Annotated in this window: 20 protein-coding genes, 4 tRNA genes and 3 pseudogenes; 12 read left to right on the forward strand and 15 right to left on the reverse strand. The window is 70.0% G+C overall.

The window, feature by feature from the left end; all coding sequences use genetic code 11:
* Window positions 1-94: 94 nt before the first annotated feature.
* Both EAO72_RS25305 and EAO72_RS43315 read left to right on the forward strand, forming a co-directional pair.
* A tRNA-Asp gene (locus EAO72_RS25305) sits at window positions 95-169 on the forward strand.
* A gap of 231 nt (window positions 170-400) precedes the next feature.
* Window positions 401-1,126 carry a DUF6274 family protein gene (locus EAO72_RS43315; RefSeq protein ID WP_261991805.1) on the forward strand — a complete coding sequence of 242 codons (726 nt, stop codon included), beginning with the start codon at window positions 401-403 and terminating at the stop codon, window positions 1,124-1,126.
* Window positions 1,127-1,638: 512 nt separating this feature from the next.
* Here the strand turns inward: EAO72_RS43315 and bldC are convergent.
* Complete coding sequence (gene bldC, locus EAO72_RS25315) at window positions 1,639-1,845, reverse strand: developmental transcriptional regulator BldC (protein ID WP_003949541.1); 207 nt, start codon at window positions 1,843-1,845, stop codon at window positions 1,639-1,641.
* A 524-nt stretch (window positions 1,846-2,369) separates the two neighbouring features.
* On the reverse strand, window positions 2,370-3,215 hold the full coding sequence (locus EAO72_RS25320) for a hypothetical protein (protein ID WP_148019528.1): 846 nt from the start codon (window positions 3,213-3,215) through the stop codon (window positions 2,370-2,372).
* Between the two features lie 179 nt (window positions 3,216-3,394).
* Between EAO72_RS25320 and EAO72_RS25325 the strand changes: the two genes are divergently transcribed.
* Both EAO72_RS25325 and EAO72_RS25330 read left to right on the forward strand, forming a co-directional pair.
* Window positions 3,395-4,477, forward strand: a complete 1,083-nt coding sequence (locus EAO72_RS25325) for a Leu/Phe/Val dehydrogenase (RefSeq protein ID WP_148019529.1) — start codon at window positions 3,395-3,397, stop codon at window positions 4,475-4,477.
* Between the two features lie 330 nt (window positions 4,478-4,807).
* Window positions 4,808-5,065, forward strand: a complete 258-nt coding sequence (locus EAO72_RS25330) for a DUF3073 domain-containing protein (RefSeq protein ID WP_033296941.1) — start codon at window positions 4,808-4,810, stop codon at window positions 5,063-5,065.
* 329 nt (window positions 5,066-5,394) lie between these two features.
* Here EAO72_RS25330 and purM read toward each other — a convergent pair whose 3' ends face one another.
* A complete protein-coding gene (gene purM / locus EAO72_RS25335; protein WP_148019530.1) occupies window positions 5,395-6,468 on the reverse strand; it encodes a phosphoribosylformylglycinamidine cyclo-ligase in 1,074 nt (357 codons plus the stop codon).
* A gap of 60 nt (window positions 6,469-6,528) precedes the next feature.
* Window positions 6,529-8,055: an amidophosphoribosyltransferase gene (gene purF, locus EAO72_RS25340; RefSeq protein ID WP_148019531.1), complete on the reverse strand. Its 1,527-nt coding sequence runs from the start codon at window positions 8,053-8,055 to the stop codon at window positions 6,529-6,531.
* Window positions 8,056-8,517: 462 nt separating this feature from the next.
* Here purF and EAO72_RS44135 point away from each other — a divergent pair, with 462 nt between their 5' ends.
* Window positions 8,518-8,610, forward strand: coding sequence for a putative leader peptide (locus EAO72_RS44135; RefSeq protein WP_356741706.1), 93 nt, complete (start codon window positions 8,518-8,520; stop codon window positions 8,608-8,610).
* 441 nt (window positions 8,611-9,051) lie between these two features.
* Complete coding sequence (locus tag EAO72_RS25345) at window positions 9,052-10,494, forward strand: sulfatase family protein (protein ID WP_148019532.1); 1,443 nt, start codon at window positions 9,052-9,054, stop codon at window positions 10,492-10,494.
* Window positions 10,495-10,897: 403 nt separating this feature from the next.
* Here EAO72_RS25345 and EAO72_RS25350 read toward each other — a convergent pair whose 3' ends face one another.
* The 6 genes from EAO72_RS25350 to purS all read right to left on the reverse strand — a co-directional run bounded on the left by EAO72_RS25350 (window position 10,898) and on the right by purS (window position 16,884).
* Entirely contained in the window at window positions 10,898-11,698 is an 801-nt protein-coding gene (locus EAO72_RS25350; protein WP_148019533.1) for a maleylpyruvate isomerase family mycothiol-dependent enzyme, read from the reverse strand.
* Between the two features lie 146 nt (window positions 11,699-11,844).
* Complete coding sequence (locus EAO72_RS25355; protein WP_148022028.1) at window positions 11,845-12,483, reverse strand: TetR/AcrR family transcriptional regulator; 639 nt, start codon at window positions 12,481-12,483, stop codon at window positions 11,845-11,847.
* A gap of 199 nt (window positions 12,484-12,682) precedes the next feature.
* Window positions 12,683-13,537, reverse strand: coding sequence for a M23 family metallopeptidase (locus EAO72_RS25360; RefSeq protein ID WP_148019534.1), 855 nt, complete (start codon window positions 13,535-13,537; stop codon window positions 12,683-12,685).
* A gap of 163 nt (window positions 13,538-13,700) precedes the next feature.
* Entirely contained in the window at window positions 13,701-15,950 is a 2,250-nt protein-coding gene (purL, locus tag EAO72_RS25365) for a phosphoribosylformylglycinamidine synthase subunit PurL (RefSeq protein ID WP_148019535.1), read from the reverse strand.
* Entirely contained in the window at window positions 15,947-16,627 is a 681-nt protein-coding gene (gene purQ / locus EAO72_RS25370; RefSeq protein ID WP_148019536.1) for a phosphoribosylformylglycinamidine synthase subunit PurQ, read from the reverse strand. The genes purL and purQ overlap by 4 nt, the downstream gene beginning before the upstream one ends.
* Complete coding sequence (purS, locus tag EAO72_RS25375; RefSeq protein ID WP_136330173.1) at window positions 16,624-16,884, reverse strand: phosphoribosylformylglycinamidine synthase subunit PurS; 261 nt, start codon at window positions 16,882-16,884, stop codon at window positions 16,624-16,626. The genes purQ and purS overlap by 4 nt, the downstream gene beginning before the upstream one ends.
* A 406-nt stretch (window positions 16,885-17,290) precedes the next feature.
* Here purS and EAO72_RS25380 point away from each other — a divergent pair, with 406 nt between their 5' ends.
* The 6 genes and pseudogenes from EAO72_RS25380 to EAO72_RS25405 all read left to right on the forward strand — a co-directional run bounded on the left by EAO72_RS25380 (window position 17,291) and on the right by EAO72_RS25405 (window position 19,061).
* Window positions 17,291-17,626 carry a histone-like nucleoid-structuring protein Lsr2 gene (locus tag EAO72_RS25380; protein WP_185092256.1) on the forward strand — a complete coding sequence of 112 codons (336 nt, stop codon included), beginning with the start codon at window positions 17,291-17,293 and terminating at the stop codon, window positions 17,624-17,626.
* Between the two features lie 165 nt (window positions 17,627-17,791).
* Window positions 17,792-17,863: transfer RNA gene (locus tag EAO72_RS25385), tRNA-Gly, on the forward strand.
* An 80-nt stretch (window positions 17,864-17,943) separates the two neighbouring features.
* A tRNA-Gly gene (locus EAO72_RS25390) sits at window positions 17,944-18,016 on the forward strand.
* Window positions 18,017-18,291: 275 nt separating this feature from the next.
* A pseudogene (locus EAO72_RS25395) lies at window positions 18,292-18,462 on the forward strand (ATP-binding cassette domain-containing protein); the annotation flags it as partial.
* A pseudogene (locus EAO72_RS25400) lies at window positions 18,453-18,966 on the forward strand (response regulator transcription factor); the annotation flags it as partial. The pseudogenes EAO72_RS25395 and EAO72_RS25400, both read left to right, overlap by 10 nt.
* A gap of 22 nt (window positions 18,967-18,988) precedes the next feature.
* Window positions 18,989-19,061: transfer RNA gene (locus EAO72_RS25405), tRNA-Gly, on the forward strand.
* A gap of 59 nt (window positions 19,062-19,120) precedes the next feature.
* Here the strand turns inward: EAO72_RS25405 and EAO72_RS25410 are convergent.
* From EAO72_RS25410 to EAO72_RS43320, 5 genes and pseudogenes are all read right to left on the reverse strand, one after another.
* The gene (locus EAO72_RS25410) at window positions 19,121-20,035 is read right to left on the reverse strand and encodes a phosphoribosylaminoimidazolesuccinocarboxamide synthase (protein ID WP_148019537.1); all 915 of its coding nucleotides are present in this window, start codon (window positions 20,033-20,035) and stop codon (window positions 19,121-19,123) included.
* Between the two features lie 115 nt (window positions 20,036-20,150).
* Window positions 20,151-21,614: a N,N-dimethylformamidase beta subunit family domain-containing protein gene (locus EAO72_RS25415; RefSeq protein ID WP_148019538.1), complete on the reverse strand. Its 1,464-nt coding sequence runs from the start codon at window positions 21,612-21,614 to the stop codon at window positions 20,151-20,153.
* A gap of 180 nt (window positions 21,615-21,794) precedes the next feature.
* Window positions 21,795-23,528 (reverse strand): hypothetical protein, encoded by a 1,734-nt coding sequence (locus EAO72_RS25420; protein ID WP_148019539.1) that lies wholly within the window; start codon window positions 23,526-23,528, stop codon window positions 21,795-21,797.
* A 385-nt stretch (window positions 23,529-23,913) separates the two neighbouring features.
* Window positions 23,914-25,164, reverse strand: coding sequence for a phosphoribosylamine--glycine ligase (gene purD / locus EAO72_RS25425; protein WP_148019540.1), 1,251 nt, complete (start codon window positions 25,162-25,164; stop codon window positions 23,914-23,916).
* A 111-nt stretch (window positions 25,165-25,275) separates the two neighbouring features.
* A pseudogene (locus EAO72_RS43320) lies at window positions 25,276-25,980 on the reverse strand (DNA polymerase III subunit gamma and tau); the annotation flags it as partial.

Here is a 25,980-nt window from a genome sequence, read left to right on the forward strand (position 1 = left end):
GACGGTGCCACCACCAGGAGTGAGGTCGACCGCACCCTCCGACCTCCTGTACAGTCTGTCTTCGCAGGCAGCCGCGAGGCCGCCGCGAAAACCTGGTCCTGTGGAGCAGTTTGGAGTGCTCGCCACCCTGTCAAGGTGGAGGCCGCGGGTTCAAATCCCGTCAGGACCGCAGTAACGAAAGCCCGGATCCTCTGGATCCGGGCTTTCGCGCGTCTTGACTGCGGTGTCCGCCGACGAGTACTCAGAACCAAGGGCTGTCCCTGGTTTTCCGGGAGGGGCGGCGCGCATCCACCGGGAGGTGGCGCGGATGGCGGCATCCACGAGCGAGAACTTCCTGCCGGACCGGTCCGGAGCCCGCGAGCCGGTCCCGGCACAGCCCTCGGGCACCGCCCCGGCGCCGATGCGCAGGAGGACGCCCCGGCACGAGATCCGCGCCCTGCTGCGCGCCCACCTGGCGGCGGCCTCGGGCTATCGCCACCTCACCCGGCACTGCGCGGTCTGCGCCCGCTTACTGAGGCTCGCCATGGACCCCCTGACGGCCTCCGGGGCGACGGGAACGGCCGCGACGGCCCTGGCGGGCCCCGGACCGCACGAGCCGGCCCTGGCGGGCCCGGCAAGCCCTGCACCGCCAGGAACGGCGCCGGTGCCCCCGGCAGCCTCTGGATCGCGCGCGGCGGCGCCGGCGCCCCCGGCAGCCTCCGGATCGTCCGGGGCGGCGCCGCCGGCCGTGGCAGCCCCGGAGCCGCCGCCGGAACAGACCGGAGTGCATGTGATGGCTTCCGCAGCGCGGGAACAGACCGTGCAGCCCGTGACGGGGCCGGGGCCGGCTCCGTCACCCACGTCGGGAGCGCTGTCCGTTCCCTCACCCGCGGCGGGGCCGGGGCCCCTTCCCTCACCCGCGACGGGAGCGAGGCCCGTTCCGCCACCCGCGGCGGGACCGCCGTCGACCCGCTTCGCGGCTCCGGACACCGGCCCTCACGCGCTCGCGAGGCGGCCGGCCCCCGCCCGGACGGCCACGCGCCTCGCCCCCGCACGCGCCTCGGCGTCGCCCGGCGGCGGCGATCCGGGCCCCGGCGGGCGGCGCGGCCCCGGCTGGACGCAGGACGAAAGTCCTCCCGCCGCGTGACCAATGGCTTGGCCTTCCACTCCTCAACAGTGGCAAGCTCGTAGTTGGCAAGACTCATGCCATGTGACGGGTGTCACCGAATCAGTTTTCAGAAGGGGTGGCTTTACACCCTTCCTACAACTGGCGAATTTAATATGTGCAATTGCACCACTCGACAGGAGTGCCCCCAGGGTCCTCCGGCCCACCCCGCACCGGCCCCCGGGAAGGCGAGGCGCAACGCCTCGCACCGAGTCCGGCGCACCCACGGAAGGCCCCTCCGGAGCCAACCGGACGCCCGGTTTCCAGTGCCGGATCGCGGACAGGAGCCAAGGCGACGACGAGGGTTCCACGTCGGCCGCGCGAACAAAAAAGATCGCGCTGGACCCGGCGGAGTCCAGCGCGATCTCATGACGGAACCCGTATGGCACAGGTATGGCGCCCGTTGGGGCGGGCGCCCGTCATATGGAGCTATGGGTGGGCTATGTGGGTTGGGGGACCCAAAAGCCCAGTTGTGACGCGGCGACAGGGGTATGTCAGGCCTCGCTGCGCTGCTGCGGAATACCCGCAAGCAGTGCGCGGACCTCTGCCTCGCGGTACCGGCGATGTCCACCGAGCGTGCGGATGGACGTGAGCTTGCCTGCCTTGGCCCAACGGGTAACCGTCTTCGGGTCCACGCGGAACATCGTGGCAACCTCAGCCGGGGTCAGCAGCGGCTCGGCATCAGGGGTGCGAGCGGTCATGAGCGGCCTCCTCGGGAGAACCGAACCATCTCGGTTCTTTCCTCTAAATTCTGCACCTTGACCCGCGTTGCCCGAAATGGCGGACGCGGGCCGAGTCGGTTATAGGACGAACGGCTTGTCCTCGGCACTACAACTACACCATCCGTCCAGCCACGTCGGCCAAACCGATGGAATTGCCCTCCCAGGTGTTCATCAGCGACGGAAGCCGATGGACCATGCCATAGCGGACAGTCACACCACCGTGACGATCAGTCACAGAGCGATCAGGAGTCATCAGACCCCCCATAGAGTGCAATGCTGAGCATTCCGCCCTTACTTGGACGGAAGGAGCCCTCCCCGGACTCCTTGTCCTATTTTGGCACGAGGAGTAGGGAAGGACGCAAGGGCCCCGTAAGTGCTATCCATCACGCTTGAGGCAAAGGCCCGGTTCGGGACGTAGGTCCCGAGGCCACTGAGGTACCGTTCCGCCTCTTCACCCTCACGTGTCACACGGGGCACACGTTCATGGCTCGTCAGTTCGATCCTCAGTTCGCGAACTGGCGGTCCCTCACGGCCCGCCAGCGCTCCGCGAGGCGCGCGTACGCCTCGCTCGCCCGCTCGGCGTCCCCGGCACCCAGCGCCGCGATGCCCTCGGCCACGTCGGCGGCGCTCCGGTCCGCCGCGAGCTGCTTCGCCGGCAGGGCGTGCACCAGCCCTCCGTAGTCCAGCTCCACGAGCGCGCGCGGATGGAACTCCTCGAGCCACCGCCCGACGTCCACCAGCCCCTCGGTCAGCGGGCCGTCGTCCATGGAGTCCCGCAGCGTCTTCAGCCCCCGCGCCAGCCGCCGCCGCGCCTGGACCATCGGCGTCCGGTACCGCAGGAGTGGCGGCTCACCGGCCTCCCCCGCCTCCCGGTACTCACGCTCCTCGTCCGAGAACAGGACGAACCACCGCACCGGCACCTGCCACACCGCGGTCCTGATCCACGGCCGGGCATCCGGATTGCGCTCCGCCCACCGCTCGTGGTCGGCCACGGCCTGCCCGCGCACCACCGGCGGCAGCACCGCGTCGAGCACCGCACCGGGAAACATGTCCGTCAGCCCGTCCAGCGCCAGCCACCCGCGCAGCCGCGTCCGCCACGGACAGACGCACACCACCCCGTCCACCTCGGCGACGAACGCGTCGGCACTCTCGTGCGCCGGCACGCCGACCGGCGGGGTCGCCGCCAAGTCCGCCAGGGAACGGCGCAGTTCGTCCTGGGCCGTGGGGATCCGCTCGCGGCCCGCATAGCGGGCCCAGTGAGCACGTTCGGCCGCCGGGAAGGCCGCCAGTGGCTCGTACACCCGGAGGTAGGACGCGTAAGGGACGAGCACCGAAGACACCACCGACATGCAGCGATCGTGTCACGCCCGTACTCCTGTAGGGGGTGATCCTCGGCACTGGAACAGATCTACGTCCCCCGAGGACTTACGCTCTTGCCCGGACGGACCGGCCGTGCCGGTCGGCCCGCCCGGACCTTCCCCACCTTCAGGAGGGTCTTCCCGCCGCTTCGTACTTGGGAGTCACCACAGTGACCGATGTGACCAACGGCGTCCTGCACACCCTGTTCCACTCGGATCAGGGGGGCCACGAACAAGTCGTGCTCTGCCAGGACCGTGCCAGCGGCCTCAAGGCCGTCATCGCCCTGCACTCCACCGCTCTGGGCCCGGCCCTCGGCGGCACCCGCTTCTACCCGTACGCCTCCGAGGAGGAGGCGGTCGCGGACGCGCTGAACCTCGCGCGCGGTATGTCGTACAAGAACGCCATGGCCGGTCTCGACCACGGCGGCGGCAAGGCCGTCATCATCGGCGACCCCGAGCAGATCAAGACCGAGGAACTCCTGCTGGCCTACGGCCGCTTCGTGGCCTCGCTCGGCGGGCGCTATGTGACGGCGTGCGATGTCGGCACGTACGTCGCCGACATGGACGTCGTGGCCCGCGAGTGCCGCTGGACCACCGGCCGCTCCCCCGAGAACGGCGGCGCCGGCGACTCCTCCGTGCTCACCGCGTTCGGCGTCTTCCAGGGCATGCGGGCCTCGGCCCAGCACCTCTGGGGCGACCCGACGCTGCGTGGCCGGAAAGTGGGGGTCGCGGGTGTCGGCAAGGTGGGGCACCACCTCGTGGAGCACCTGCTGTCGGACGGCGCCGAGGTCGTGATCACCGATGTGCGGGACGAGTCCGTGCGCCGGATCACCGAGAAGCACCCCGAGGTCGCCGTCGCGGCGGACACCGAGGCGCTGATCCGTACCGAGGGCCTGGACATCTACGCGCCGTGCGCGCTGGGCGGCGCCCTCAACGACGACACCGTTCCGGTGCTCACCGCCTCGGTGGTCTGCGGCGCGGCCAACAACCAGCTCGCGCACCCGGGCGTCGAGAAGGACCTGGCCGACCGGTCGATCCTCTACGCACCCGACTACGTGGTGAACGCGGGCGGTGTCATCCAGGTCGCGGACGAGCTGCACGGCTTCGACTTCGACCGGTGCAGGGCGAAGGCGTCGAAGATCTTCGACACGACCTTGGCGATCTTTGCACGCGCGAAGGATGACGGCATTCCGCCGGCCGCCGCGGCCGACCGGATCGCGGAGCAGCGGATGGCCGAAGCCCGCCGCGGCTGACCGCACGCCGAGCACCAAGGTGGCCGTGCGGGGGCCTCTACGGGGCGTCATTCCCGCACGGGCACAGCGACCCGCCGACCGGCGAGACAAGACTCACTCCGGTCGGCGGGTCGCATGCCAATATGAGGTTAAAATCGCAGTTGACCAGCGAGGACGAGCTCCTCGCGGGTCCTCTTCCGAGGCACGTGATGCGGGCGGCGTACCGTATGGCCGCGGAAGCAGGTACCGTTAAAGCACAGGTACGGCCTCTCTGCCGAGAGTCCGTCCTGAAACATGAACGCGTGTCAAGACTCTGGGGCCGTCGAGCCCCGTCACCGAGGGGGTCGAGCCATGGGGCGCGGCCGGGCAAAGGCCAAGCAGACCAAGGTCGCCCGTCAGCTGAAATACAGCAGCGGCGGGACTGACCTGTCGCGTCTGGCCAATGAGCTGGGCGCATCACCTTCGAGTCAACCACCGAACGCCGAGCCGTTCGAGGACGACGACGAGGAAGATGACCCGTACGCACAGTACGCGGATCAGTACAACGACGACGAGGACGCGGACGAGGACGATCAGTCCGGTCCGTCGTCACAGCGCCGCGGCGCTTGACCTCGCGCTGACACATCAACCCGGTCCGGGCTCGTCCCGGACCGGGTTCTGTGCTGTCCCGGTCCGCATCGTGTGACGTTCCCGGCCTGCACTGCGGGCGACCCGGCCATCATGACCATGACGTTCGGCTGAGCTCTCCGCCGTCGTGCCCGGCCACGACGTGGAAGGGGTTCCACTGTCGTACATGTTCCTGACGCCGGATGGGCTCCACCGTCGCGCATGTCCATGACGTGCGGAGGGCAGCCGCCGTGGCCGTGCCGTCGCCGTGGTGTCCGGGCGGGCCTCCACGGCCCGCCCGCCTCCACCTGAGGGCATCCACGCACCCGCACTCAGCGCGCGTACCCGCCCACGAGCTCAGCGCCTGTCGTGTGCGCACCGCGGTCGGTGATCTCGCCCGCGACCCAGGAGTCGACGCCGCGGTCGGCCAGCGTCGTCAGGGCCGCGTCCACCGACTCGGCGGGGACGATCGCGATCATGCCGACGCCCATGTTGAGCGTCTTCTCCAGCTCCAGCTGCTCGACCTGGCCGGCCTTGCCGACGAGGTCGAAGACCGCGCCGGGCGTCCAGGTGGAACGGTCCACCGTCGCGTGCAGGGAGTCCGGGATGACCCGGGCCAGGTTGTTGGCCAGGCCACCGCCGGTGACGTGGCTGAAGCCGTGCACCTCGGTCGTGCGGGTCAGCGCCAGGCAGTCCAGGGAGTAGATCCTGGTCGGCTCCAGGAGCTCCTCGCCGAGCGTCCGGCCGAACTCCTCGACCTCGCGGTCCAGCGTCCATCCGGCCCGGTCGAAGACGACGTGGCGGACGAGCGAGTACCCGTTGGAGTGAAGACCGGACGACGCCATCGCGATGACGGCGTCACCCTTGCGGATACGGTCCGGGCCCAGCAGGCGGTCGGCCTCGACCACGCCCGTACCGGCGCCGGCGACATCGAAGTCGTCCGGGCCGAGCAGTCCGGGGTGTTCGGCGGTCTCGCCGCCGACCAGGGCACAGCCGGCCAGCACACAGCCTTCGGCGATGCCCTTCACGATGGCCGCGACACGCTCGGGATGCACCTTGCCGACGCAGATGTAGTCGGTCATGAAGAGCGGCTCGGCACCGCAGACGACGAGGTCGTCCACGACCATGCCGACGAGGTCGTGGCCAATCGTGTCGTACACGCCCATCTTGCGGGCGAGGTCGACCTTCGTACCGACGCCGTCCGTGGCGGAGGCGAGCAGCGGACGCTCGTAGCGCTTGAGCGCCGAGGCGTCGAAGAGCCCGGCGAAGCCGCCGAGTCCGCCGAGGCCCGCGACCTCGGGGCGCTGCGTCTTCTTCACCCACTCCTTCATCAGCTCTACGGCACGGTCGCCGGCCTCGATGTCGACGCCCGCTGCCGCGTAGGAAGCACCTGTTGTCTCAGACATTGCCTGGGATCTTTCGTGTGGAAATACGGGGCTGGTGGGAAGGCTGCCGAGCGGTCCGGGTCACGGACGGCGCAGCGCGTCGGCCGCGGCGGTCGCCGCAGGGCCTGCCGCCAGCTCGGTCTCCAGCAGCTGCTTGCCGAGCAGCTCCGGGTCCGGAAGCTCCATCGGGTACTCGCCGTCGAAGCAGGCGCGGCACAGATTCGGCTTGTCGATCGTCGTCGCCTCGATCATCGCGTCGATCGAGATGTACGAGAGCGAGTCGGCCCCCATCGACGTGGCGATCTCGTCGACGGACATGCCGTTGGCGATCAGCTCGGCGCGGGTGGCGAAGTCGATACCGAAGAAGCAGGGCCACTTCACCGGCGGGGACGAGATCCGGATGTGGATCTCGGCGGCACCGGCCTCGCGGAGCATCCGGACGAGTGCGCGCTGGGTGTTGCCGCGGACGATCGAGTCGTCGACGACCACCAGGCGCTTGCCCTTGATGACTTCCTTGAGCGGGTTCAGCTTGAGGCGGATGCCGAGCTGCCGGATCGTCTGGGACGGCTGGATGAAGGTCCGGCCGACGTAGGCGTTCTTCACCAGTCCGGCGCCGAACGGGATGCCGCTTGCCTCCGCGTACCCGATCGCGGCGGGGGTGCCGGATTCCGGTGTCGCTATGACCAGATCGGCCTCGACCGGGGCCTCGGCCGCCAGCTTGCGGCCCATCTCCACCCGGGAGAGGTAGACGTTGCGCCCGGCGATGTCGGTGTCGGGGCGGGCCAGGTAGACGTACTCGAAAACGCAGCCCTTGGGCTTCGCTTCTGCGAACCGCGAGGTGCGCAGGCCGTTCTCGTCGATGGCGACGAGCTCGCCCGGCTCGATCTCACGGACGAAGCTGGCGCCGCAGATGTCGAGGGCGGCGGACTCGGAGGCCACCACCCAGCCGCGCTCCAGCCGGCCGAGGACCAGCGGGCGGATGCCCTGCGGGTCACGGGCCGCATAGAGGGTGTGCTCATCCATGAAGACGAGGGAGAAGGCGCCCCGCACCTCGGGAAGCACCTTGGCGGCGGCCTCCTCGATGGTGAGCGGCTTGCCGTCGTCATCGGTCTGGCCGGCGAGCAGCGCGGTCACCAGGTCGGTGTCGTTGGTCGCTGCCACCTGGGTGGCACGGCCGTCCTTGCGCGGAAGGTCGGCGACCATCTCGGCGAGCTGGGCCGTGTTGACCAGGTTGCCGTTGTGACCCAGGGCGATCGAGCCGTGCGCGGTCGCACGGAACGTCGGCTGCGCGTTCTCCCACACCGAGGCACCGGTGGTGGAGTAGCGGGCATGACCGACCGCGATATGGCCCTGGAGCGATCCCAGAGACGTTTCGTCGAAGACCTGCGAGACCAGTCCCATGTCCTTGAAGACCAGGATCTGGGACCCGTTGCTCACTGCGATGCCCGCGGACTCCTGTCCACGGTGCTGCAGGGCATACAGTCCGAAATAGGTGAGCTTGGCGACCTCTTCACCCGGAGCCCAGACACCGAAGACGCCGCAAGCGTCCTGGGGGCCTTTCTCTCCGGGGAGCAGGTCGTGGTTGAGTCGTCCATCACCACGAGGCACGCCACCGAGTGTAGGCGAGATCGACCACTGGTCCGAATTGGGGACGCCCCGCCGGGCTGCGGAAGAAATGCCCCCGGACCCCCCTCGACAACCGCACCGAAGCGTGACGCGGAGTGATCGCCACCCGGGGGCGGATGGCCGGCCGCAGCCGCCTCGGGGCAGTCGCCGCCCGGATCGACGGCGGGTTACCGACGGGTTCCGGCCATGGAGCGGCAGGGCGGCCGGGCCGGTTCGTGGCCCTCCGTGAGGAGCCCCGCCACAGCCTCGCGCGGGGTGGTCGAACGCTCGTTTCGTGGTGAGCCTCACACCGGGCGTCCGCGGAGGCGACCGGTATGCGGCTTCTGGTGACGCCCGAAGACGTTCCTGCGCAAGTCGGGAAAGCCGGTCCGCGGTCCGCAGGCCCTGTCCGCAGTACGAGACCGGCGTTGACAGGCGCATGCCTCGTTGGCAGGCTCCTGCCTCATGCAGCCCCTCGGTGATCACTCGGTCACACTCGTGGAGCGCCGTCACGTCGATCTGGGACGTGTCTCGAGCGCCATCTGTCGCCACGCCTGAGTCACCGGCGCGCGAGGGCTCTCGCTTCTCTTCACCTTGTTGTTCTTTCGGGCTCTCGTTGTCTCGGGCTCTCGATGTCTCGGACTTTCGTTGTCCAGGGCTCTCGATGTCTCGCTGTCCCGGTCTTCTGCTGCCTCGGTCTCCTGTTGTCCTGCTGGGTGGCCGGACTTGCCGGGCTTCGTGAACGCGGGTCTGCGAGACCTCGACCTCTGAGACCTCTTGCGCCGCTCACACCCTCCGCACCCTTCGCGCGTCCGTAACTCGCCATCGGGCCCGCACGTGAACTCGCCTTCGGGCCCGCACGTGTGTCCGGCGCCCCGCTGCCGGTTCCGCACGCCTCCGCACCACGCCCGCACCCGTTTCGGCACTCGCCGTCGACGAGCGGGACGGCCCCCTTCGCCTTTGCCGCCCTGCGCGGCCGAGTCCTGCCCTGGAGCAGTCATGCCTCTTCGTCACTCGAACATCGGTTCAGGCAATCCATTGACGCGGCGCGCCTTCGGAACGGCTGTGGGCGCCACGGCCGCGACCGCAGCGGTGGGCCTGCCTGCCGCCCCTGCAGCCGCCGCGCCGGCGGCGACGGCTACGCACGAGCAGCCCTTCCGGGCCGCCCGGGGCCGGCATTCACGGCGGCCCAACATCCTCTTCATCCTCGGGGACGATCTCGGTTGGGCCGACCTCTCCTCCTACGGTTCGCCGGACATCCGCACCCCGAACCTGGACCGGCTCGGCCGGCAGGGCGTGCGGTTCACCGACGCCTACGCCGGGTCCGCGACCTGCTCACCGACCCGGTTCAGCCTGTACACCGGCCGCTATCCCGGGCGCACGAAGGGCGGTCTCGCCGAACCCATCGCAGACCGCTCGGTCGGTCTCGACCCCACCCACCCGACCCTCGCCTCGCTGCTGCGCGGCGCCGGGTACGCGACCGCGCTGATCGGTAAGTGGCACTGCGGCTATCTGCCGGACTACAGCCCGACCAAGTCCGGCTGGGACGAGTTCTTCGGCAACTTCGGCGGAGCTCTGGAGTACTACTCGAAGCTCGGTCTCGGCGGCGAGTACGACTTGTACGAGGGCGATGCGGAGTACAAGGACCTTCGGTACTACACCCGGATCCTCACCGAGCGGGCGAGTGAGTACGTGCAGCGTGACCACGACAAGCCATGGCTGCTGAACCTGAACTTCACCACGCCCCACTGGCCCTGGATCGCCGAGGGGGACACGGCCGAGAGCGCCGAGATCGTACGGAAGATCAAGGAGGGTGGTCTGGGAGGGCTGTTCCACGCCGACGGAGGCTCGCTCGCCAAGTACAAGGAGATGGTCGAGGACCTGGACCGGTCGGTCGGCGAAGTACTCAAGGCGCTGAAGCGGTCCGGCCAGGAGGAGGACACGCTGGTCTTCTTCGCCAGCGACAACGGCGGTGAGCGCTTCTCGTACCAGTGGCCTCTCTCCGGCAACAAGAGCTCCCTCCAGGAGGGCGGCATCCGGGTCCCGGCCGTCCTGCGCTGGCCGGCCAGGATCGATGCGCACCAGGTGAGCGAACTGCCGCTGTTCTCTCCCGACTGGACCGCGACACTGCTGGAGCTGGGCGGAGCCCGGCCCGACCCGGCCTACCCGCTGGACGGCATCAGCCTGACCGGGTACCTGCTGCGTGGCGAGCAGCCGAAGGAACGGGACCTGTTCTGGCGGGTACGTGGGGAGCGGGCGCTGCGACGCGGCGACTGGAAGTACTACCGGGGCAACGGCGGTCCGGACCAGCTCTTCAACCTGGCACACGACCAGCGGGAGCAGGCCGACCGGGCCGCCGCCGAGCCGGAGCTTCTGGCCGACCTCCGGGCGGCCTGGGAACGGACGGACGCCGGGCTGCTGCCCTACCCGAAGGCCTCCTGACGCCCTGCCGCTGAAGGCCTGTGAGAACAGGACCTCGAAACGCTGGATGTCCGGCCCGCATCCCTCCCGGTGTTCGTGCCGGGCTCGACGGTGAGCGCGTCGCCGTCGAGCCCGGCCTCGGCGGTGAACCGGTTGAGCCGCAGTCCCACTCGCCCTCCCCTTGGCGTCGATGTCGACATGGGCCCCGGCCGCCGGGGCAGCGGAACGCTTCCCTCTGTCTGTCTGTCTGTCAGCGATTCGATTGCCCAGCGGATGCCGGTGAGCGGTACGTCGCTCCGCGCCGCACGGTGCCGCTACCGCCACTGCAGCCACTGCCGCCACTGCGAGCAGCGTCAGGACGCCGGCGGCCAGACCTTGACGGTGCATGGCCATGGGTCGGTCGGCACCGGCGATCCGGTTCCCGTCACCCCATCAGGGGCAGCAGCGCGGAAAGATCCGCCCGTTCACCACTGGCGCTGACCTTGGCCTCGTCGAGCTCACGTACCCATTGCGTCCGTCCGGTGGCGAGCCTGATCCAGGTGAGCGCTTCGGTCTCGACGACGTTGGGCGGCGTACCGCGGGTGTGCCGGGGCCCCTGGACACACTGGACCACCGCGAAGGGCGGCACCCGCACCTCGACCGAACCTCCCGGCGCCTTCTCCGCCAGGGCGTCGGCGAGCAACCGGGTGCACGCGGCGAGCGCCTGACGGTCGTAGGGGATACCCAGCCCGGTCGCCTCGTTGAGGTCGTACGTGTGGACCACGAGCTCCACGGTGCGGGTCACCAGGAAGTCCCCGAGCCGCATGGCACCCACCCGGGTGGCCAGCAACCGGTCCTCGGAGACGGTCGGCACCAGCGCCTCGAACCGGTCGGCCACCTCTCCATACAGGGCGTCCAGATCGGGGCGGGCCGCGGCAAGTGCCACGGTGTCGTCGGCGATCCGGCCGGCGCGGCCCGCCGTGGAGAACGGCCACTCCAACAGGGTCACCTCCGGCTTGGCGAGGACGGGTTCGGGCAATTCCAGGTTTCTGCTGACGTGCGAGAGGGCCATCGCCACGTGGACGGCGAGCTCACGCACCGTCCACGCACCGAGCCCGCTCGGCCCCTCCAGCTGCTGGGGTGTCAGTGTGCTGACGGCGGCGCGGACTTGGGAGAACTGAGCCAGGACGGCGGCACGGGTCCTGACCGGGTCGTAGCGGCGGGCGCGCTTCTGGGACGGCGGCATGCACGGGAGCCTACGGCGTACCGCCGCACCCCATGCCACAGCACCGCCACGGCCCAGCCCAGCCCAGCCCCAGAGCCAAGCCCCCAGGGCCCAGCCCCAGAGCCAACCCCTGGGACCAGGCCCCGGGCCAACCCTCTGGCCCGGGATCAGGCTCGTGTCGCGAAGTCACCCAAACCGTTCTCGAGCAGATCGAACGCTCGCCCGGCAAGAACCGCTGCCTCCGGGGCGATGGCCTCGGCAGACTCGCCGGCCAACAACCGCCGGTGGTTCTCGCTGATCAGGGCATTGCGGGTACCGATCAACTGGGCTGCCACGATGCGCGCGACATCCCGGTCCGCCCCCTCCTCGACCAGTACGTCGACGAGCAACTCGTCACTGCGAGCAAAGAACGCTCGGGCGCGGGTGAGCAAGGCAGGCGTCTGCTGGATCAACTGGAGGAGCCCGAGCGCCACCGGTGAATCGCTCATACCGACCGACGGGTCCCGGTTTTCGAGAGCGGCCAGGAACTGACGCCGCATGCCGGCCACTGCGGACTCGCCATGCATCCGGCCACGCACCACCTGGGCGACGTCCCCGATGTGCTCCTCCATGGGAGCGAGAACCAGGTCTTCCTTGCTGTCGAAGTAATTGAAGACGGTCATCTTCGACACGTCGGCCGCTTCGGCGATTTCTGCAACGGAGACCTGGTCGAAGCCGCGCTCTCCGAAGAGCCTCGCGGCCTCGGCAAGCAGACGGCGTCGCGTCTGGATCTTCTTGCGCTCGCGCAGGCCCATCCCCTCGGTCAGCATGACATCACTGTACCAGGATGAAACTTGTACCCAGGCAAATAATTACCCAGGTGCATGCCCGTGCAGAGAGTGGCGCCTTCCACCGCCACAGCACCCTCGCCACCACCGTGACCCGGCTCCCGGGCCAGGCGCCCCCCTTCCGGCATTCAGCCCCCATCGTCCGGCCTCCGGCCTCCGGCGTCCGCGCCAGCCCGCCTCAAACGGCCCGAACCGTGCCCGAATCCGGAACGGGAACGGGGTGCCTGCCGACAGCATCCCCGACCGTGAACACCTCACCGTTGGCCGGAAGACCTATCCCCCTCCACGTAAACGGAATTCCCACCGCTACGTCGAGGTCCGGATCATCCATCAACTGGAAATGCACATGCGGTTCGGTGGAATTCCCGGAGTTTCCACACTCGGCGAGCATCTGCCCGGCCCGGACCTCCTCGCCCACGCGCACGCGGAGCGAGCCGCGGCGCAGATGGGCGTACATGGCGTACGTACCGTCACCCAGGTCCAGCACGAGGTGGTTCCCGACAATGGCGCCCGGACCGAGCACATCCCGGACGGACGCTTCTATCAGCATCAGGTACATCAACGCGGGACCGGAATCCCGGCTGAGATGGTCACGTCGGCCGTGCGATGCGTACACCACCGTGCCGTCAGCGACCGCCAGGAGCGGGGACCCGAAGGCCGGGAAGTGCTGATTGCGCCGGACGACGGGCCAGAGGTAGCGGAACTTCGGGCGGGACGGCCCACCTTGCACGCCGCCACCCTTCCCCGCCCCCACGCCCGCATCGGACTGTCGTTCGCCGCACTCGGTCACCCGGTGCGGCTGCGGCTGCTCCGTCAGCGCACCGAATTGCCACTCGTATCGCTCACCCGTGGGCAGGCGCACCGCGCCCGTATAGAGCACTCCACCGCCGGCCTCCCCCGCCCCCTCCAGCTGCTGCTTCAACCCGTCCAAAGCCCAGAAATCGGCACCTGTCGGGGACGGCGCGTCAGGACGCTCACCCACGAGCGCCTCAAGCCGCCGCTCCAGTTCCGAGACCCGTTCCTCCAGCTCCATAAATCAAGAATTACGTAGTTACGTAATTCCCGTCAAGAGTCTGCGGCAAACCGGTCCACGGGGCCGGCACTCGGCAGTGCTGGAGCCGCACGCACGCGCAAGCCCCCGCCCGGTCGAAACCGGACGGGGGCTTGCGCGAAGGGTGACGGACGTATCCGACCGGCTACGCGAGCAGGGCGGGGATCGTCTCCTCGTGTGCCGTACGCAGCTCGCTCAGCGGAATGCTGAACTCGCCCTGGATCTCGATCTCCTCGCCGTCCACCACGCCGATCCGGGTCACGGGCAGACCCCGCGCCCCGCACATGTCGTTGAAGCGGAGCTCCTCGCTGCGCGGGATCGAGACGATCGCGCGTCCCGCCGACTCGGAGAACAGGAACGTGAACGCGTCCAGTCCGTCCGGCACGACCAGCCGGGCACCCTTCCCGCCACGCAGGCAGGACTCGGTGACCGCCTGGATCAGGCCGCCGTCCGACAGGTCGTGCGCCGCGTCGATCATGCCGTCGCGGGAGGCCGAGATCAGAATCTCGCCGAGCAGCTTCTCGCGGCCCAGGTCGACCTTGGGCGGCATGCCGCCGAGGTGCTGGTGGACAACCTCGGACCAGGCCGAGCCGCCGAACTCCTCGTGGGTGTCACCCAGCAGGTAGAGGAGCTGGCCTTCTTCCTTGAAGGCGACCGGCGTACGCCGTGTGACGTCGTCGATCACACCGAGCACGGCCACGACCGGCGTCGGGTGGATCGCCGTCTCACCGGTCTGGTTGTACAGCGACACGTTGCCGCCGGTGACCGGAGTCCCCAGCTCCAGGCAGCCGTCCGCCAGGCCACGGGTGGCCTCGGCGAACTGCCACATGACGTCCGGGTCCTCGGGCGAACCGAAGTTCAGACAGTCCGAGATCGCGAGCGGCTTGGCGCCGGAGGCGGCGACGTTGCGGTACGACTCCGCCAGCGCGAGCTGCGCGCCGGTGTACGGGTCGAGCTTCGCGTACCGGCCGTTGCCGTCGGTCGCCATGGCCACGCCGAGGTTGGACTCCTCGTCGATGCGGACCATGCCGGCGTCCTCGGGCATCGCGAGCACGGTGTTGCCCTGCACGAACCGGTCGTACTGGTCCGTGATCCAGGCCTTCGACGCCTGGTTCGGGGAGGAGACCAGCCGCAGAACCTGCTCGCGCAGCTCGGCACCGTTGGCCGGACGGGCCAGCTTGCCGGCGTCGTCGGCCTGCAGCGCGTCCTGCCAGGACGGGCGGGCGAACGGACGGTGGTAGGTCGGTCCCTCGTGGGCGACGGACCGCGGCGGCACGTCCACGATCTGCTCGCCGTGCCAGAAGATCTCCAGCTGCGAGCCCTCGGTCACCTCACCGATGACGGTGGCGATGACGTCCCACTTCTCACAGATCTCCAGGAAGCGGTCCACGTGCTGCGGCTCGACGATCGCGCACATGCGCTCCTGCGACTCGCTCATGAGGATTTCCTCGGGCGAGAGGGAGGAGTCGCGCAGCGGCACGGTGTCCAGCTCGACGCGCATGCCGCCGGAGCCCGCGGAGGCCAGCTCCGACGTGGCGCAGGAGAGCCCGGCGCCGCCGAGGTCCTGGATGCCCGCGACGAGCTTCTCCTTGAAGATCTCCAGGGTGCACTCGATGAGGAGCTTCTCCTGGAACGGGTCGCCGACCTGGACGGCGGGCCGCTTGGTGGGCTTGGTGTCGTCGAAGGTCTCCGAGGCAAGCACGGAGACGCCGCCGATGCCGTCGCCGCCGGTGCGGGCACCGTAAAGGATCACCTTGTTGCCGGGGCCGGAGGCCTGCGCCAGGTGGATGTCCTCGTGCTTCATCACGCCGATGCAGCCGGCGTTGACGAGCGGGTTGCCCTGGTAGCAGGCGTCGAAGACGACCTCGCCGCCGATGTTGGGCAGGCCGAGACAGTTCCCGTAGCCGCCGATGCCCGCGACGATGCCCGGCAGGACGCGCCGGGTGTCGGGGTGGTCGGCCGCACCGAAGCGCAGCGGGTCGACGACCGCGATCGGGCGGGCACCCATGGCGAGGATGTCGCGGACGATGCCGCCGACGCCGGTGGCCGCGCCCTGATAGGGCTCGATGTACGAGGGGTGGTTGTGCGACTCGACCTTGAAGGTGACCGCGTAGCCCTGGCCGACGTCGACCACACCGGCGTTCTCACCGATACCGACGAGCATCGCGTCGTTGGCGGGAACCTTCTCGCCGAACTGCTTGAGGTGGACCTTGCTGCTCTTGTAGGAGCAGTGCTCGGACCACATCACGGAGTACATGGCGAGCTCGGCACCGGTGGGACGGCGGCCCAGGATCTCGCGGACCCTGGCGTACTCGTCCTCCTTGAGGCCGAGCTCCTTCCAGGGCTGCTCGACGTCCGGGGTTTCGGCCGCGTGCTTGACCGTGTCCAGGCTCATGCGTTGACCAGCTTCTTGATGATCGAGGTGAAGAAACCGAGACCGTCGGTACGACCGGTGCCGATCAGCGGCTCCACGGCGTGCTCCGGGTGCGGCATCAGGCCGACGACGTTGCCCGTGGCATTGGTGATGCCGGCGATGTCGCGCAGCGAGCCGTTGGGGTTCACGTCCACGTAGCGGAACGCGACACGGCCCTCGGCCTCCAGCTCGTCGAGCGTGTGCTCGTCGGCGGTGTAGCGGCCGTCCATGTTCTTGAGCGGTACGGAGATTTCCTGGCCTGCGGAGTAGTCCGAGGTCCAGGACGTCTCGGCGTTCTCGACGCGGAGCTTCTGGTCGCGGCAGATGAAGTGCAGGTGGTTGTTGCGCAGCATCGCACCGGGCAGCAGATGCGCCTCGGTCAGGATCTGGAAGCCGTTGCAGATGCCGAGAACCGGCATGCCCGCCTTCGCCTGCTCGATCACTGTCTCCATGACCGGCGAGAAGCGGGAGATGGCTCCGGCCCTCAGATAGTCGCCGTAGGAGAAACCGCCCGCGAGGATGACCGCGTCGACCTGGTGCAGGTCCTTGTCGCGGTGCCACAGCGATACGGGTTCGGCACCGGCGACGCGTACGGCCCGAAGGCTGTCCTGGTCGTCGAGCGTGCCCGGAAAGGTGACGACTCCGATACGAGCAGTCACTTCGACTCCTCGGCCTTCTCCACCTTCACGGTGAAGTCCTCGATCACGGTGTTGGCGAGGAACGTCTCGGCCATCTCGTGAATACGAGCGAGCGCGGCGTCATCGACCGGCCCCTCGATCTCCAGCTCGAAACGCTTTCCCTGACGTACGTCCGCGATTCCCTCGAAGCCGAGACGGGGCAGCGCACGCTGCACAGCCTGTCCCTGCGGGTCGAGGATCTCGGGCTTGAGCATGACGTCGACTACGACGCGTGCCACTGGCACTCCCGGTGTGGTGGTGTGGTGCGGCTGTTTCTCCGGGGGGTTCCCCAGACCCCCGCGGGTCCCCTCAGCGTACCTGGCCGGAAATTCTACGCGGGTAGATATCGGGTGGACCACATCACGCCGGGATGCGGACCACATCACGCCGGGATATCGGGCGCGACAACCGGGGCGAAAAATCCTGCGACAAAAATCCCCACCAGCGGCACACGAATCAGGTTGACACGCGCAGGTAATTGGGCGGGCTTCACAATGCGGGGCCCACCGCTGTACAAATGATTACCGGGGAAAGCAGCATTGCCCCTAAACGGTCGACACCGGTCGGCCCGCATCCGCGCTCACAGCCGGAAGGCCGGCATCCACGCATGTCAGGCGAGGATGCCGTAGGAAAGGACCGATATCCGTGGCTCAGCGCGTAGTGGTCACGCTCTCCGACGACATCGACGGGGGAGCAGCGGCGGAAACGGTCACCTTCGCCCTGGACGGGAAGTCGTACGAGATCGACCTGAATCCCTCCAATGCGAAGAAGCTGCGCAAGGCCCTGGCGCCGTACATGGCGGCCGGCCGAAAGCAGACAAACGCAGGCAAGCACGGCAAGGTTCCCGTCTCGTACCGGCACACCTCTCTCGCGCCCGATCCCGCGGCTGTCCGCGCCTGGGCCCGCTCGCACCGGATGGAGGTGCCGGCCCGGGGCCGGATCCCGAAGAAGGTCTACGAGGCGTTCCAGGAAGCAAGTTGAGCCGACGGGCGGTGACGGACGGTCGGCCGGCGGGCATCGGACCGCCCGTCACCGGCCACCCGGGCGACACCCCGCGGGAGCCGACTTGCGCGACACCCCTGCAGGTCGGCTAGAGTCTGGAGCACGCCGAGGGGCAAGGCCGCAAAGCCGGACCTCACGCAGCGTGCGGGTGTAGTTCAGTAGTAGAACATCCCCCTTCCAGGGGGAAGGCGCAGTGTGCAATTCCTGTCACCCGCTCTGCATCACTCTTCTCGACCACTCCAGTGGATCAGGTAGAGTAGTGCTCGCTCCACCGGTGAAAGCCGAGTGGCTGCAATGCGGACGTAGCTCAGTTGGTAGAGCGCAACCTTGCCAAGGTTGAGGTCGCCAGTTCGAACCTGGTCGTCCGCTCTTGATCGAAGGCCCTGGTCGATTTCGACCGGGGCCTTCGTCGTATTCGGGCTCTGGCCATATCCCTCCCCTCTTCGGCCGTCTTCACACATGGCGTTTGCCATCAGCCGGCGATACATGACTTCCGTCATGGGCAGTGATGACAGCTCACACTGCTCCTGGTCCGGCCCGGGCGGAAACCTTGAGTCCATGACCAGCGACGAAATTCCCCAGACCGCCGTGATCGAGGTGGACGGTGTCCGGCGCAGCTACGCGGGTGGCTTCGAGGCCGTGACCGGCGTCTCGTTCTCCGGGTCAAGCAGCTCTCCGGTGGCGAGCGGCGACGGCTGGACCTGGCGCCGGCCCTGCTCGGCCGGCCCGAGGTGCTCTTCCTCGACGGAGCGACCACCGGCCTCGACGCCGAGGGGCGGCGTGACACCTGGGAGCTGGTGCGCAGGCTCGAGGAACGACCGGCCCCGAGGCCCTTGCCATGGCCTGAACGCACCACCCCGATGTGGTGGTGCTGGATCTGGAGGTGCCGGGGGCGAACGGTGTGAGCGTCGCCACATCGATACGGTCCGAACTCCCGGGCGGCAGAACCGTGATCGTCACGCGTCATGGCCTCCCGGGGCATCTCAAGAGAGCACTCACAGCGGGCGTGCGGGCGTTCGTGCCGAAGACCGTCAGCGCTCGGCAACTGGCCGGCATCATCCGCACTGCATGCCGGAAACCGCTATGTGGACCCGGAGTTGGCGGCCGACGCCCTCGCCGCCGGCGACTCCCCGCTGACCGGGCGCGAGGCCGAGGTGCTGGAACTGGCGGCCGATGGGGCACCGGTCGCGGAGATCGCTGAGCGGGCGTCCTCGTCCCAGGGAACGGTGCACAACTACCTCTCGGCGGCGGCCGCCAGGCTCGGGGCGGAGAATCGTCATGCCGTAGTGCGTCTCGCACGCGAGCGGGGATGGGTATAGTAGTTCTCGCGCTTCGGCGCTTGCGGACGTAGCTCAGTTGGTAGAGCGCAACCTTGCCAAGGTTGAGGTCGCCAGTTCGAACCTGGTCGTCCGCTCGGTTCAGTAAGAAGCCCCCGGCCTTTCGGCCGGGGGCTTCTTCGTGTGCCGGGAGGCACTAGTTCCAGGGCGTGCCCGTGAGGAGTTCGTACGCCTCCAGGTACTTGGCGCGGGTCGCGTCCACGATCTCCTGGGGCAGCGCCGGCGGCGGCTGCTCGCTCTTGCGGTCCCAGCCGGAGGCCGGCGAGGTCAGCCAGTCGCGGACGAACTGCTTGTCGTACGACGGCTGGGCGCGGCCCGGCTCCCAGGCGGCGGCCGGCCAGAAGCGGGAGGAGTCCGGGGTGAGGACCTCGTCCGCGATGATCAGTTCCTCGCCGCCGTCGGCGGTGGGCGCGAAGCCGAACTCGAACTTCGTGTCCGCGAGGATGATCCCGCGTTCGCGTGCGATGTCCCGGGCCCGGCTGTATACGTCCAGGGTCGTGCGACGCAGTTGTGCGGCGGTCTCTGCTCCGACCTGGCGGGCCACTTCCTCGTAGCTCACGTTCTCGTCGTGATCGCCGACGGCCGCCTTGGTGGCGGGGGTGAAGATCGGCGCCGGCAGCTCGGAGCCGTCGACCAGGCCCTCGGGAAGGGCGAGGCCGCAGACGGTGCGGGACGCGTTGTACTCGACCAGGCCGGAGCCGGTCAGGTAGCCGCGGGCCACGCACTCGACCGGGACCATCCGGAGCGACTTGCAGATCGTCGTCCGGCCGGCCCAGTCCGCCGGGGCGCCGGCGGGCAGCTCCGTGGACAGGACGTGGTTCGGCACGAGGTCGGCGAGCTGGTCGAACCACCACAGCGAGAGCCTGGTCAGGACGCGGCCCTTGTCCGGGATCTCGGTGGGCAGCACCCAGTCGTACGCGGACATCCGGTCGCTGGCGACCATGACGAGGTCACCCGCCTCGTTCCGGTACAGGTCGCGCACCTTGCCTGTGTGCAGGTGGGTGAGCCCCGGGACCTGCACGGGCTCGGGCTTTTCTACAAATCCGGACACGCTGCCTCCGCGTAGGTTGATCCAGGAGCTGCTCCGATTGTCCCGTATCAGGGTGCGGACAGCCGCGCAGGGGGTGCGGACGCGCGGCCGGGAGCGGGTGGGGGCGGCCGTGTCCTCAGGCGCGCTTGCAGATGCGGTCGAGGAGGTTGGCGGTCGCCCGCTGGATCCGCGGGTCCACATGGCCGGGGCGGTCCAGGGCCGGAGACCAGGCGAAGGTGCCGGAGGCGAAGACGAGCGCACCCGACGGGGCCCGGTACAGGGATGTCTCCTGGTGGCGCGTCACCCCGTCGCTGTCCTGGTACGGGGAGTGGGCGAGCAGGATGCGGTTGTCGTGCTCGGGGAGCGTCGTGCGCGGGAAGTAGCGGTCCGCCTCGCCCGCGACCAGGCCGTCGATCTCGTCGCCCTCGGTGGCTCCGGTCGCGTCCCAGAGCCAGTGCTCGGCATTTCGCACGACCAGCGGGTGGGGGTCGGGTACCCGGCCCGCGTACTGGATGCCGAGCAGCTCCTGCTCGGGGCGGTCGAGCTCGCGCCAGAGCGCGGGCTTGCCCGGGCCCCGGCGCTTGCGGCAACTGAGCAGCCGGTCGGGGACGCCCGAGGGCGACGGCGCGAGGCTGACCTGCCAGTACATGGTGTTGGCGGAGAGGAAGACGAGGGACGTGCCGTTGTCGCGGGCGCGTTCGGCGGTGCGGCGCATGGGAACCGACCAGTATTCGTCATGGCCGGGGAAGACGAGGCCCCGGTAGCGCGTCGGGTCGATCCGGCCCGCGTGCAGGTCGCGGGTGTCGGCGTAGGCGATGTCGTAGCCGTAGCGCTCGGCCCAGCGGATGAAGTCGTAGGCGTGGCCGACGTGGAGCGGAAGCCCGGCGCCGGCGTAGGGGCGGTCGAAGGAGACGGTGACCGCCGCGTCCTCCTCCCCCAGCAGCCGGCCCTGTTCGTCCCAGGCGTGGTAGAGGCTGGCGCCGGTCACACCGTCCTCGGGATAGAGGTTGTACGCCTGCCAGGTGATGTCCGGCAGCACCAGCAGCAGGTCGGCCGGGTGGTCGTCGCGGACGGTGAAGGGGATGTGGGAGCGGTGGCCGTCGACCGTGGTGAGCACGGCGACGTACGCGCCGATCGACCAGTACGTCGGGATCTGGAGCCGCCAGGACTGCCACCAGTGGTGGCAGGAGACCGTGCGGTCGGCCGTGAGAGGAGCCGGCTGGACGATGCCGGAGAGCCGCGGGCTGGTGGTGATCTTCGCTGCGCCGTCGCCGCCGTAGTGGCCGATCCGGTAGACGTCCACGGAGAACTGCTGGGGCGGGTCCACGGTGATGTGGAAGTCGATCGCCTCGCCAGGGGCCGCGGCGCCGGTGGAGATGAATCCCTTGATCTGGCGGCGGACGTCGTCGGCGGTGCGGGTGCCTCCGCCGGTGGAGCCGCGGGGCAGGGTGGGGTCGGCGTACCAGGGCACGACCTGACCGGTGTCGTCGAAGTAGTTCTCACTCCCGCGCAGCCAGGGAAGGGGTCCCTGACCGAAGGGATCGGTGACGGCGTGCGCCAGGGCACCCGACTCCCAACGCCGAATCTGCTCCGCCCCCATGACGCATCCCTCCCTCAGGCCCCCGGAACAACAGTGGTGCGCCGACTGTCAGCGCCGATCCCCAGCACATCACATAACGCATGCACTCCGTCACCGTTCGTCGCGAATTGACGTGAACGGAACCTGTCGTTCCGGGTGTCGGGGGTGGGCGGCCTGAACAGCCGTCCGCCTTCACGTGTTTCAGACGAGACGCACGGGCTTGTCGGTTCGTACGCCGACGGTGGCGAGCCACGACCGCAACGGCCCCGCGTCCCCGTCCTCGACCAGGCTGAGGACCGGGCTGCCGAGGTCGGCCGGACGTTCACCGTCCACCAGGAGTGCGGGTCCGTCGAGCCAGTCCAGCCCGGGCGCCGCACCCGCCGTGTCGACCGCGGCGCAGCAGACCATCGCCGCGACATGGTCCGCCAGCAGTTCGGTGCCGGTACGGGGTGGCTGGAGCGGGAAGAGCGGGAGCGGATCGCCCCCCCACGGGTCCAGCACCTGGCCGCCCGCGTCCACTGCGCCGCCGCTGACCGGCTGAGGGGTCCGTGCCTCGTCCCGGGCCACGGCCGCGCTGATGCCGGCCGCGAGCGCCTCACCGCCGTCCTGTCCCGCGGCAAGGTGCTCGACGACGCGTGCCAGTGTGGGCACCCCGGCGCACGCGGTGTCGGAACCGGTGCGGGAGGCGGCGGGTACGCCCATGCCGTCCAGGACCCGGTGCAGCCTGGCCGCCTCGGTGCGCCACTTCCGGTCGACGACCTCTTCCGGATACTGCTGCCAGTCCACCGGGGCCCAGTCGGGCCCGGTCTCCGCGGGGCCGCCGTGGAAGAGCCTCGCGGCCAGCAGGGACGCCGCCTCGTCGGCCGCTCCCGGCTCTTCCAGCAGGTCGCAGGCGGGACGCTCGCCGAGCCGGGTGGTGAACCCCTCGGCCAGCCGGTCACGGCGGGAGAGCTCGGTGAGGGCGGAGACGACTCCCGCGTCCAGCCGGGACGGCCAGCGCCCCATCCGCCAGGCGGGAAGCGCGACGCGGGTGAGCAGCCGGTCCCAGCCCGCGTAGGCGAGACCGACCTGTTCCTGGGCGACGACCCGCAGCCCGTAGTCCACGGCCTGTGCCCGCGTCGACGCGGCGGCGGCGACGCCCCGCTCCATCTCGGCGGCATGGCCACGGCAACTGCGCAGCAGCAGCCGGGCGATCCGGCCGACGAAACGGCCGGGCAGCCGCAGGACCTTGCGCAACGTCCCCTGGACGGGTGCCGCCGCATCGGCGACCGCGCCGTCCAGCCCGCGTACGAAACGCCGGGCCGCGGCTATGTCGGGGTGGGCGGAGGGGCCGGTGCCGGCCACGACCGGCGCGAGCACCGCCCGCAGCTCGGCGACCCGCATCCACCAGAGGAACGGGGAGCCGATCACCAGCACGGGTGCCGCCTGGACCCGGCGACGGCTACCCGGCCGACGGCCCGGACCGTCGGCCTGCCCACCGCGGTGCCGGTCCGCGGTCTCGCGGGCCGCGCGCTCCGCGGCCGGGTGGGTGCGGTCCTCCAGCCAGCTGTCACAGTCGGGCGTGAGCGCTATGGCCGAAGGCGCGGGCACGCCGAGCCGCTCCGCCAGTTCGCGCACCAGCCGGTAGAGATCCGGAGCGGCCTCCTCGCTGAGCGGGACGGTCGGACTGACCGCCGGCTTCGCCCGTACGACCGCGATCGCGACGGCGGCGGCAACGAGCAGGACGAGCACGGCGCAGGCCGTCACGGCCCAGCGCACCGCGTCCCAGCCGCTGCCCTCGGCGAAGCCCTGCGCGCCCGCGGCGAACAGCACGACGGCGAACGCGGCCGGCAGCAGCGCTGCTGCCGTCGCCCTGCTGCGGATGCGCAGCAGCACGAGAGCCCGGGCGCGCGCTGCCTGCGCACCCAGCTCCTCACCTGTAGCGGTACCGGACACGGCCGGACGTCACCCCCTCTGCCCCCACGGCGGTGTTGCTCACTCCCCCACTGTGGCACCCGTCACTGACATCGCAATGCCGGTGGGCCAAGTGCCGGAACGCTTGCGCCGCACCCTAGTTGGGGCTTCGGCGGGCGTCATCCGGATGGCTCAGCCGTCACTCGATGGAATGGCTTTGGGTAAAGGTGCTGACGCGCCGCTGTCCATAGGGCAGCGGCGCGTCAGTGGTGGGTCGTGGCGATACGGGTCAGGCCTCCGCAGCCCGCTCCGGCCGGTACGGGTCAGGCCTCCGCGACCCTCTCCGACAGGTACGAGCCAGGTCTCCGCGACCCTCTCAGGGCAGGTACGGGGTCAGGCCACCCCTGCCCCCGCCGGCAGCTACGGGTCAGGCCTCCGCGGCCTTCTTGGCGATGTCCGTACGGAGCTGGGAGCCGTCGAGCCGGATGCGGGCAGCCGCCGCGTAGGCGCGCTCACGGGCGCCCGCGAGGTCCTTGGCCGTCGCGGTCACGGAGAGCACGCGGCCGCCCGCGCTGACGACCCGGTCGCCGTCCTGCCGGGTCCCGGCGTGCAGGACGTACGCATGCGGCGCGTCCTGTGCCGCGACCTCGTCGAGCCCTTCGATCGGGTCGCCCGTCCGCGGGGTGTCCGGGTAGTTGTGGGAGGCGATGACCACGGTGACCGCGGCCTCGTCGCGCCACTTCAGCGGGGGCAGCTCGTCCAGGGTTCCGTTGGCGGAGCCGAGCAGGACGCCGGCCAGCGGGGTCTTCAGACGGGCCAGGACCACCTGGGTCTCCGGGTCGCCGAAGCGCGCGTTGAACTCGATGACCCGGACACCGCGCGAGGTGATCGCGAGGCCCGCGTACAGCAGCCCGGAGAACGGTGTACCGCGGCGGCGGAGCTCGTCGACGGTCGGCTGGAGGACCGAATCCATGACCTCGTCGACCAGCTTCGGGTCGGCCCACGGCAGCGGCGAGTACGCGCCCATGCCGCCGGTGTTCGGGCCCTCGTCGTTGTCGAGGGCCCGCTTGAAGTCCTGGGCGGGCTGGAGCGGCAGCACGGTGGTGCCGTCGGTGATCGCGAAGAGGCTCACCTCGGGGCCGTCGAGGAACTCCTCGATGACCACGCGGTCACAGGCCAGCGCGTGGGCGCGGGCCGTCTCGATGTCGTCGGTGACGACGACGCCCTTGCCTGCGGCGAGGCCGTCGTCCTTGACGACGTACGGGGCACCGAACGCGTCGAGGGCGGTGTCGATCTCCGCGGGCGTGGTGCAGACGTAGCTGCGGGCAGTCGGGACACCCGCCCCGGCCATCACGTCCTTGGCGAAGGCCTTGGAACCCTCGAGCTGGGCGGCCTTTCCGGACGGGCCGAAGCAGGGGACACCGGCGGCGCGCACGGCGTCGGCGACCCCGGCGACAAGCGGTGCCTCCGGGCCGACGACCACCAGCTCGGCGCCCAGTTCAGTGGCGAGGCGCGCGACGGCAGCGCCGTCGAGGGCGTCGACCGGGTGCAGTTCGGCCACCTCTGCGATGCCGGCGTTGCCGGGAGCGCAGTACAGAGCGGTGACGTCGGGGTCGAGGGAGAGAGAGCGGCACAGGGCGTGTTCGCGGGCGCCGCCGCCGATGACGAGGACCTTCACGGGGTGCAGCCTAGCCGCCGGGGCGCCGCCCCCTTGACGGGCGCCGCTCCGTGGACACCGGGCGCCGGACGGCGGGACGGGGCCCTTCACGGACGGACCCCGCCGCTCGCCCTACTCGTTGGTGAACTCCTCGACGACCGTGGCGCCCAGTTCCCGGACGATCAGTTCATGGCCGGACAGCGCCGAGTCGACGAGGTCGGGGTCGTCGGCCTCGGGGGTGTCGTCCTCGGGGGCGACCGACCGGGGAGGTTCGGGAGCGGTGTACGACGGGGGTGCGGGTTCCGGGGCGGAGCCGCCGCCGGGCTGCTGCCGCTCCGGCGCGGGCCGGGGCTCGTACGGCTGTGGGGCGGGGGCCGCAGGGCGCTGCGGCGCCGGCGGAGCGGACGCGGAGGGGCGGCCGCCGCCGACCTGCGGGGGCTGTCCGGCGCCGCCCGACGGGTCGACGATCGCCTCGATCTTCCACTGCGCGTTGAACCGCTCGGCCAGGGCCTGCTTCAGCACCTCCTCGCTGCCGCTGCTCGCGAAGTTGTCGCGGGCGCCGGCGTTGAGGAAGCCGATCTGCAGGGTGCTGCCGTCGAAGCCGGTGACCTGGGCGTTCTGGCTGAGCAGGATCCAGGTGAACCGGCGGCGGCCCTTGACCGCCTCCAGGATGTCGGGCCACATGTTGCGCACCTGCGCGGCGCCCTGCGTCGAACCCGCAGCGGGCTCGGCGGCGACGGGCGCCGGGTCGTCAGCGCGGGCGGCCGCGTGCTCTCCGTGACCGCGACGGCCAAGGACCTCGCGGGCGCCCGTGAGCGCGCCTACGCGGCGGCTGCC

Origin of the sequence: Streptomyces sp. OR43 (assembly GCF_008042275.1) — a bacterium.
GTDB lineage: Bacteria > Actinomycetota > Actinomycetes > Streptomycetales > Streptomycetaceae > Streptomyces.

What these genes read in the sequence shown, in the direction of transcription:
- EAO72_RS44135 (WP_356741706.1), top strand. Translation starts at nt 8,518, where the DNA reads ATGCAGCCCCTCGGTGATCACTCGGTCACACTCGTGGAGCGCCGTCAC.
- bldC (WP_003949541.1), bottom strand. Translation starts at nt 1,845, where the DNA reads ATGACCGCTCGCACCCCTGATGCCGAGCCGCTGCTGACCCCGGCTGAG.
- purL (WP_148019535.1), bottom strand. Translation starts at nt 15,950, where the DNA reads ATGAGCCTGGACACGGTCAAGCACGCGGCCGAAACCCCGGACGTCGAG.
- EAO72_RS25360 (WP_148019534.1), bottom strand. Translation starts at nt 13,537, where the DNA reads ATGGAGCTGGAGGAACGGGTCTCGGAACTGGAGCGGCGGCTTGAGGCG.
- EAO72_RS25320 (WP_148019528.1), bottom strand. Translation starts at nt 3,215, where the DNA reads ATGTCGGTGGTGTCTTCGGTGCTCGTCCCTTACGCGTCCTACCTCCGG.
- EAO72_RS43315 (WP_261991805.1), top strand. Translation starts at nt 401, where the DNA reads ATGCGCAGGAGGACGCCCCGGCACGAGATCCGCGCCCTGCTGCGCGCC.
- EAO72_RS25415 (WP_148019538.1), bottom strand. Translation starts at nt 21,614, where the DNA reads ATGGGGGCGGAGCAGATTCGGCGTTGGGAGTCGGGTGCCCTGGCGCAC.
- EAO72_RS25345 (WP_148019532.1), top strand. Translation starts at nt 9,052, where the DNA reads ATGCCTCTTCGTCACTCGAACATCGGTTCAGGCAATCCATTGACGCGG.
- purM (WP_148019530.1), bottom strand. Translation starts at nt 6,468, where the DNA reads ATGTCTGAGACAACAGGTGCTTCCTACGCGGCAGCGGGCGTCGACATC.
- EAO72_RS25330 (WP_033296941.1), top strand. Translation starts at nt 4,808, where the DNA reads ATGGGGCGCGGCCGGGCAAAGGCCAAGCAGACCAAGGTCGCCCGTCAG.
- EAO72_RS25350 (WP_148019533.1), bottom strand. Translation starts at nt 11,698, where the DNA reads ATGCCGCCGTCCCAGAAGCGCGCCCGCCGCTACGACCCGGTCAGGACC.